Below are 7,667 nucleotides of genomic sequence, written 5' to 3' on the forward strand. Positions count from 1 at the left end.
CACGTCACGGCGATGGCGCCGATTCCGTGTCTGGTTCTCATGTCTCTTCCTAGGGGTTGGTCGACCGCTCATGTCGGCCGAGGCAGGGGGATTCCGTCTCTTCCGAGCATGAGGAGCAAAAGTAGTCATGACAACTTTTTCCACGGAAATTCCCCGATTGTTCACCGATGTGCGTCAGAGTGAACATATCGCGGTCGCCGCGGGGATGAGAAGTCACGACAACAGGAGCACGAACGAGAATGCCCAGACCTCTGCACGAGCAGCTCTACGAGCGGATGCTCGATCGCATCAGAAGCGGCGAATGGCCGGAGGGCGAACGTGTGCCGAGTGAGCACTCCCTGATCGCCGAGTTCGGGACCTCTCGCGGACCGATCAGGCAGGCTCTCGCGACGCTGCGAGCCGAAGGTGCTGTCGACGGCGGGAGAGGCGCACCGCCTCGGGTGCGGCGAATCGTGCCGACGCAGTCGTTCCAGACCTTCGTCTCGTTCACCGACTGGGCACGTTCGATCGGACGACGCCCCGGCCAACGCGTGCTCGAGGCCGCACGCCGACCCGCCTCGGAAGCGATCGCCGATGACCTCGGAATCGAGACGGGCGCCGCGATCGTGGAGATCGTACGGCTGCGACTGCTCGACGACGAACCGGCGATGCTCGAACGCTCGGCGTTCCCGCTCCCCGTCGGCAGGCTGCTGCTCGCCGCCGACCTCGATGCGGGGAGCATCTACCAGGCGATGCAGGAGCATGGCCTGGCGCCCGTTCGCGCACGTCATGTCTTCGACGCGGTACCGGCGGACGAGATCGATGCGGCGGCACTGGCGGTGTCCGTGTCCACACCGCTGCTGCGCGTACGACGAACGGGATGGGCGGCCGACGGTTCCCTCGTCGAGGTGGCGGACGACCGCTACCTGCCGACGATGGCCACCTTCGCCGTCGAGAACACCTCCGACGCGCGCTCAGCGCTCACCCGGGAGACCGGCGAGCGCTGAGCGCCGACGGAGCCGACATCACGCTCTCCAGCACCCCGCGATGTGGTCGTCGACCATCCCACCCGACTGCATCAGGGCGTACATGGTGGTCGGCCCGACGAAACGGAACCCGCGACGGCGCAGTTCTTTGCTCAGAGCGGTCGATTCCGGTGTGACGGCCGGGACGTCGGCGAACGATGCCGGGCGCTCACCGGAGACCGCAGGAGCGAACGACCACATCAGCTCGTCGAACTCGCCATCGGCCATGCCACGGACGATGCGGGCGTTGCCGATCGTGGCCTCGATCTTCGCGCGGTTGCGGATGATGCCGGCATCCCCCATCAGACGTTCGACATCGGACTCGTCGAACTCCGAGACGATCTCGGGCACGAACCCCTCGAACACCTCCCGGAACCGCGGACGCTTGCGCAGGATCGTGATCCAGGAGAGCCCGGCCTGGAACCCCTCCAGCGCCATCTTCTCGAACAGCGCGCGGTCGCCGTGCAACGGCGTGCCCCACTCCTCGTCGTGGTAGCGGCGGTACTCGTCGTCGTCGCCCACCCAGGCGCAGCGGTCGCGGGCGTCGGGGCCCGTGAGAAGAGAGGTCATGCGCTCAGGCTATCCGCGGCGACCGACACCGGATGCCTTCGCGCCTCGCGGCTGCAATCGGCGAACGCTCAGGCGAAGGTGGCGGCGTCGATCACGAACCGGTACCGCACGTCGGAGGCCAGCACGCGCTCGTAGGCGGTGTTGATGTCGGAGGCGGGGATGACCTCGATCTCTGCCGCGATGCCGTGCTCGGCACAGAAGTCGAGCATCTCCTGCGTCTCGCCGATGCCGCCGATGTTGCTGCCGGCAAGCGAGCGCCGACCACCGATCAGCGACATCACGCCCACCTCCAGGGGTTCGCCGGGAGCGCCGACGCACACCATGGCTCCGCCGACGTCGAGCAGGCTCAGGTAGGAGCGCAGATCGATCACGGCGCTCACGGTGTTGAGGATCACATCGAACGATGAGCGCAGCTCGCGGAAGGTCTCCCGGTCGCTGGTGGCGCGATAGTGGTCGGCGCCGAGCCGCAGACCGTCGTCCTTCTTGCTCAGGGTCTGCGAGAGCACGGTCACCTCCGCGCCGAGAGCATGGGCGATCTGCACTCCCATGTGCCCGAGGCCGCCGAGCCCGACGACCGCGACGCGTGTGCCGGGCCCGACGTTCCAGTGCCGCAGCGGCGAATAGGTCGTGATGCCCGCGCACAGCAGCGGTGCGGCGACGTCCAGCGGCAGAGCGTCGGGGATGCGCAGCACGAAGGCCTCGGTCACGACCACCTGCTCCGAGTAGCCGCCCTGGGTGACGGTGCCGTCGCGATCGATGCCGCCGTAGGTGAGCACGGCCCCCTGGGTGCAGAACTGCTCTTCGCCGCGCAGACAGTTGCGGCACTCCCCGCAGGAGTTCACCAGGCATCCGACGCCGACACGATCGCCGACCGCATACCGGGTGACGGCCTCGCCTACCGCAGCGACCGTGCCGGTGATCTCGTGCCCGGGAGCGAGCGGATACTGCTGCGGACCCCAATCGCCGCGGACGGTGTGGATGTCCGAGTGGCAGATCCCGGCGAAGGCGATGTCGATCAGCACGTCGAGCGGGCCGAGTTCGCGTCGCTGGATGACGGTCTTCTCCAGCGGGGCTGCTTCACGGGGTGCGGCATAGGCGTTCACGGCAGGCATCTCGGACTCCTCGGATCGGGTACCTGCCGAGACTACCCAGCGCGGGAGGTGAATCAGCCGTGCCGCGCGAGTCGACGGTCGTCGAGAGGAGAGCGAACCGCGGGCGGGTCAGCGCTGCTTCTTCTTGAGCGCCTTCTCCTGGATGGGGGCCTGTCCGCTCGCCTCGAGGTCGGCGTAGTACGCACGGGCCTCGTCCTGCCGCTGCTTCTCCAGGCCGCTCGCGATGGGAGCGCGCACGTGCTCGGGCTCGTAGCCGAACGCGTTCACGAGGTCGAGGGAGTACGGGCGCAGACGGGCGCACAGGCGGTCGATGTAGCTCGACACCGCCGCGCCGCGCTGCATCGACAGACGTCCGTGGATCAGATGCCAGGCGAGGTGCTTCTCGATGAGCTGCAGGCCGAACAGGTCGCGCAGCCAGGTGAGCACCTTCTTGGTGTCCTCGTCGTCGATCTGGTGCACGGCGTCGGTGAACGCCTCCCACTGCAGCAGCTCTCCGTGCGCACGGGCGGCCTCGATGAGCTCGGCCTGGTTCTCGTTGAACAGGCGAGCGCCGAGGGCCTTGTCCTTCGCACCGGGGCGGAGGCGCGAGGCGATGTCGGCCACCATCTGCTGCACACGTCCGGCGAGCAGATCGTGCTGCTGCTCCTCGCGCAGGCCCCGCTCGACCGATCGGCTCACCTGACCGAAGTCGGAGACGGCCTGACCGAGCTGACGCAGGCCCGCACCGTGGAACAGCTTGCCCGCGGTCATGCCCACGGCGAACTTGGCGAGGGCCGCCGCATCCTTGCCCTGGAACTGCTTCGCGTAGTCGGTCAGCAGACGCTTGCCCACCAGCTGCAGCAGCACGTTGTTGTCGCCCTCGAAGGTGACGTAGATGTCGAGGTCGGCACGAAGCCCGACCAGACGGTTCTCGAACATGAAGCCGGCACCGCCGGTGGCCTCTCGGGCCTCCTGGAGGGTGTCGAGCGCATGCCACGTCGACAGCGGCTTGAGGGCGGCGGCCAAGGTCTCCAGGTCTTCCCGGTCCGCCGGGGTGTCGGTCCGGCCGGAGAAGACACCGTCGAACTTCTGCAGGAACTCGTCGTGCGCGAAGATCTGCGCGTAGGTGGTCGCCAGGCGCGGCAGCAGACGGCGCTGGTGCTTGCCGTAGTCCATCAGCACCACCTCCTGCCCATCAGCACCGTCGAACTGACGGCGCTGGGTGGCGTAGGTGATCGCGATGTGCAGACCGAGGGCGGAGGCCCAGGAGGCCGCGCCGTCGAGGGACACCCGCCCCTGCACGAGGGTGCCGAGCATCGTGAAGAAGCGGCGGCCAGGGCTGTCGATCGCACTGGAGTAGGTGCCGTCGGCCGCGACGTCGCCGTAGCGGTTGAGCAGGTTGGTCCGCGGGATCCGCACGTGGTCGAACGAGAGGCGCCCGTTGTCGATGCCGTTGAGTCCGCCCTTGAGACCGTCGTCCTCGCGGCCGATGCCGGGGAGGTCCACCCCGTCCTCACCGCGCAGCGGCACATAGAAGCAGTGCACGCCGTGGTTCACGCCGTTCGTGATCAGCTGCGCGAAGACGGTCGCCGCTACGCCGTGCAGTGCGGCGTTTCCGAGGTACTCCTTCGTCGCCCCGCGGAACGGGGTGTTGATGACGAACTCCTCCGTCTCCGGGTCGTACGTGGCCGTGGTGCCGACCGCAGCGACGTCGGAGCCGTGGCCGATCTCGGTCATCGCGAAGGCACCAGGGATCGAGAGGTCCATCACTCCGGGGAGCCACTTCGCGTGGTGCTCCTCCGTACCCAGCTGCAGGATCGCCGATCCGAAGAGACCCCACTGCACACCCGACTTGATCTGCAGGCTGGGGTCGGCCACCACGAGCTCCTCGAAGCCCGCGATGTTCGCGCCGTTGTTCTCCTCGCCGCCGAGCGACTTCGGGAACGCGCGATGCACGGCCTTGTTCTCCACCAGCAGGTGCAGCTGGCTGAGCACGCGCTCGCGGTGCTCGTCCTTGCCGAGCTCGTCCTTGCGCCAGAACGCCGAGTCCTTGATCATCTCGCGGGCCTGACGACGCACGTCACCCCACGTGCCCATCAGGGCGTCGTTCACGCGGGCGACATCGAGACGCGGGGTGGCGTCAGCGTTGTCGGGGGAGGTGCGGGTCGTCTTCGGACGGACGGCGGCGTCGACCATGAGCGTTCCTCTCAGAGGGAAGTGGGAATACTGCCATGGTAGGTCTGCCACAACGGGAGTCCTACTGCCCTGTCCACTTCCTCCAATGCGCTGCGGGGGCATCTCCCCGTCGGCTTGTCGTCAGACCACAGTCCGGGCCGGCAGCGCATCTTCCGGCACGGTAGGCGGTGGCGCTCCTGCCTCCCGCCAACGCCGCTTCGTCCCCGCGCTCAGACGCGCCCACGTGCGATCGCGGATGAAGATCGCATCGATCGCGATCATCGTCAGCGAGAACCACGGCAGCCCCATGAGCACGGCGATGCCGATGTGGAACGACAGGATGCCCAGCAGTCCGATCAACCGCGTGGGACGGGTGAGCAGCATGAGCGGGAACGCCACCTGCAGGATGATCGAACCCCAGCTGGCGACGGTGACCATCGGTCCCCATGTCGTGACGAGGTCGCTCAGCACCGGCCAGGTGCCGAACCGGGCGGTCTGCAGCGGGTTGTAGACCGCATACCCCTCTTCCCACGGCGCGCCGCCCGCCTTGTAGAGAGCGCCGGAGGCGTAGACGAAGCAGACCTGTGCCGTGAGAGCCACGAGCGCCAGGTTGTGGAACATGGTTCCCAGCAGCGCCGGCTGGCTGTTCGGGGCGAACCACTCCCCCGACTTCGCCCGACGCCGGGCATCCAGCGACCAGCGCGCCGCCGGGTCGGCGAAGAACAGCAGCAGCAGGGCGATGCGGAACATGTTGTCGCCCTGATCGCCCACCATGTCGTTCGCCTCGATGAACCCCACCCAGAGGCAGAAGAAGATCGGCAGCACGATCCGGAAGCGCCACCCGAGCACGAACAGCACGGCGAGCACTCCGAGCAGAAGGTAGAGCGCCGTGTAGAGCGCATCGTTCCCCATCGCGGCATGGAACGCACTGAACACCCAGATCCTGGGGAACTCGCTCACCGGCTCCGCGAGCTCGCCGTTCCAGGCCGACCCCGATCCGAACGTGTAGAGCCGGGTGCTGAAGTTCGAGATCAGCAGGCCGATCGCGGTGAGTCCGAAGAGGATGCGCGTGACCGCGAGCCCGTAGAGCGCCTTCTTCCCGTGGAAGAGCCAGTCGCCGACGAACGCCGAGATGCGGTCGATCGCCGACAGCACCATCGACCAGAGACCACCGATCATCGACGACACGAAGGTCAGCAGCCGTGTGACGAACGACCGCGGCGGCACGGTGCTCGCCGGAGCCGGTGCCGGGGCGGGTTCGCGAGGAGGGGTGGGTGGCGCGGACGCCGGGGCCGGAGCGGTGATGGTGCTCCGTGGCGCGGAGTCCTTCTTCTTCGCGTCCTTCCGGCGGTCCGCGGTCTTGACCGGCGCGCTCACGGCTGGATCCTCTCGAACTGGCCGCGGAAGGTGTTCGCGAAGTTCTCGCGACTCTGCCCTTCCTCTTCTATGGGCAGACGCCATCCGGTCGTCGAGAACGTCGGGTCGGGGCGCTGCGCGCCGGGGTCGTTGCGATCCTTGTAGGGGACCACGTTCTGGCGGCTCACGCGGTACTGCACCGCGACCACCGCATCCGCTCCCCAGATCGCGTAGGCCACCTGGGTCGCGTACGCGGTCGAGAGGTGCTCCTCGGCCATGTAGGCCTCGGTCGATGGATTGTCTTCACCCTGCAGTTCGTCGAAGGAGCGCACCATCCACTCCTCCCAGTCGTCCTTCATGAAGTCCAGGCCGATGACGGCCTGCTGGTCGGCGTTCAGCTTGTTGTAGGCGTTCATCTGTCCGCTCGCCACCTCACTCGACTGGATGCCGGCCCGAGGAGGGAAGAGGTTGTACCGGATCATCGAGAGCTCCACGTCGGTGGCGCTGACCCACCCGGTCTCGACCTGTTCGCCGTTCTTCTCGATGAGGGCGCGGACGTTGAAGTGGTAGTCGCCGTTGATGGGCTCCGGTGCGAACACGCTCCAGGACTGACCGAACATCGGCAGCATGTACCCGGCGAGGACCTGCTGGGTGGGGATCTCCCGCAGTGCGGAGTATGGCGCTATCCACAGGAACGAGGCGCCGATGTGCCACAGCGTCAGGAGGCAGGCCGCGAAGGCGATGAGCTTCACCCACCACGTCGGCCGTGGCCGCACGGCTGCCGAGGGTTCCGGCTCGACCACGTCGGAACCTGCCGCGTCGGAGTGCGGTGCGGACTCGAGTCTGGTGCTCATTCACTTCCCTCCATACCGTCGAGGGGTCGGGACCGCCGTGGGGAAACGGTCCCGACCACTCAGCGTTCCTGCATCGCGATCACTCCGTACGGATCAGTCGCCGTCGGGATGTCGCGAGTCTCATCGCCCCCAGGCCGAGGACGAGGAGCAGTGCGGCCAGGGCGATCCAGCCGCCCTGCACCTGTCCACCGGTCGTGGCCAGGCCCGAGGCGACCACCTGGAACGAGGCCGATACGCTGCCCGAGGTCGCCCCGGTCAGTGTCACGGTGTGCGATCCGAGGTCGGTGGCGGTCGGCACGGTCCAGGTGAAGGTGACCGTGCCCTGCGCGTTCGCGACCTGGCTGCCCAGCGCGACCGGATCGGAGGCCATCACGCCGGTGACCTTCTCTCCGGGCTTGAAGCCGGTGCCGACGGCGGTCTGCTGCTGTCCGCGTTCCAGGACCGGCGACCGGAGGACGATCGCGATGTTCCCGGTCGGGTCGGCTGCCGCGTCCGCCGAAGCGCTCGCGGTGGCGGATGCGGATGCCTCCGCGGTGGCTTCGGCCGAGGCGTCGGCCGCAGCCGATGCCGATGCCGTCGCCGACGAGGACGCGTTGGCCGCTGCGGCCGCAGAGGCG

Annotated in this window: 6 protein-coding genes and 1 pseudogene; 1 reads left to right on the forward strand and 6 read right to left on the reverse strand. The window is 67.8% G+C overall.

Annotated elements, in window-relative coordinates; translation table 11 throughout:
• The first annotated feature begins 239 nt into the window (after nucleotides 1-239).
• The gene (locus DSP71_RS08305; RefSeq protein ID WP_113680839.1) at nucleotides 240-986 is read left to right on the forward strand and encodes a GntR family transcriptional regulator; all 747 of its coding nucleotides are present in this window, start codon (nucleotides 240-242) and stop codon (nucleotides 984-986) included.
• Between the two features lie 18 nt (nucleotides 987-1,004).
• On the opposite strand, the gene DSP71_RS08310 is transcribed toward DSP71_RS08305, so the two are convergent.
• The 6 genes and pseudogenes from DSP71_RS08310 to DSP71_RS22085 form a co-directional block, all read right to left on the reverse strand.
• A complete protein-coding gene (locus DSP71_RS08310) occupies nucleotides 1,005-1,574 on the reverse strand; it encodes a DNA-3-methyladenine glycosylase I (protein ID WP_046746634.1) in 570 nt (189 codons plus the stop codon).
• Nucleotides 1,575-1,642: 68 nt separating this feature from the next.
• Nucleotides 1,643-2,686 carry an NAD(P)-dependent alcohol dehydrogenase gene (locus DSP71_RS08315; RefSeq protein WP_113680840.1) on the reverse strand — a complete coding sequence of 348 codons (1,044 nt, stop codon included), beginning with the start codon at nucleotides 2,684-2,686 and terminating at the stop codon, nucleotides 1,643-1,645.
• Nucleotides 2,687-2,794: 108 nt separating this feature from the next.
• Complete coding sequence (locus DSP71_RS08320) at nucleotides 2,795-4,861, reverse strand: acyl-CoA dehydrogenase (RefSeq protein WP_058631584.1); 2,067 nt, start codon at nucleotides 4,859-4,861, stop codon at nucleotides 2,795-2,797.
• 120 nt (nucleotides 4,862-4,981) lie between these two features.
• Nucleotides 4,982-6,217: an HTTM domain-containing protein gene (locus tag DSP71_RS08325; RefSeq protein WP_113680841.1), complete on the reverse strand. Its 1,236-nt coding sequence runs from the start codon at nucleotides 6,215-6,217 to the stop codon at nucleotides 4,982-4,984.
• Complete coding sequence (locus DSP71_RS08330) at nucleotides 6,214-7,050, reverse strand: DUF5819 family protein (RefSeq protein WP_061018464.1); 837 nt, start codon at nucleotides 7,048-7,050, stop codon at nucleotides 6,214-6,216. Before DSP71_RS08330 ends, DSP71_RS08325 begins: the two co-directional genes overlap by 4 nt.
• A 79-nt stretch (nucleotides 7,051-7,129) precedes the next feature.
• Nucleotides 7,130-7,667: pseudogene (locus DSP71_RS22085) on the reverse strand (hypothetical protein); the annotation flags it as partial.

This window comes from Microbacterium sp. H6 (genome assembly GCF_003314775.1).
Taxonomy (GTDB): Bacteria; Actinomycetota; Actinomycetes; order Actinomycetales; family Microbacteriaceae; genus Microbacterium; species Microbacterium oxydans.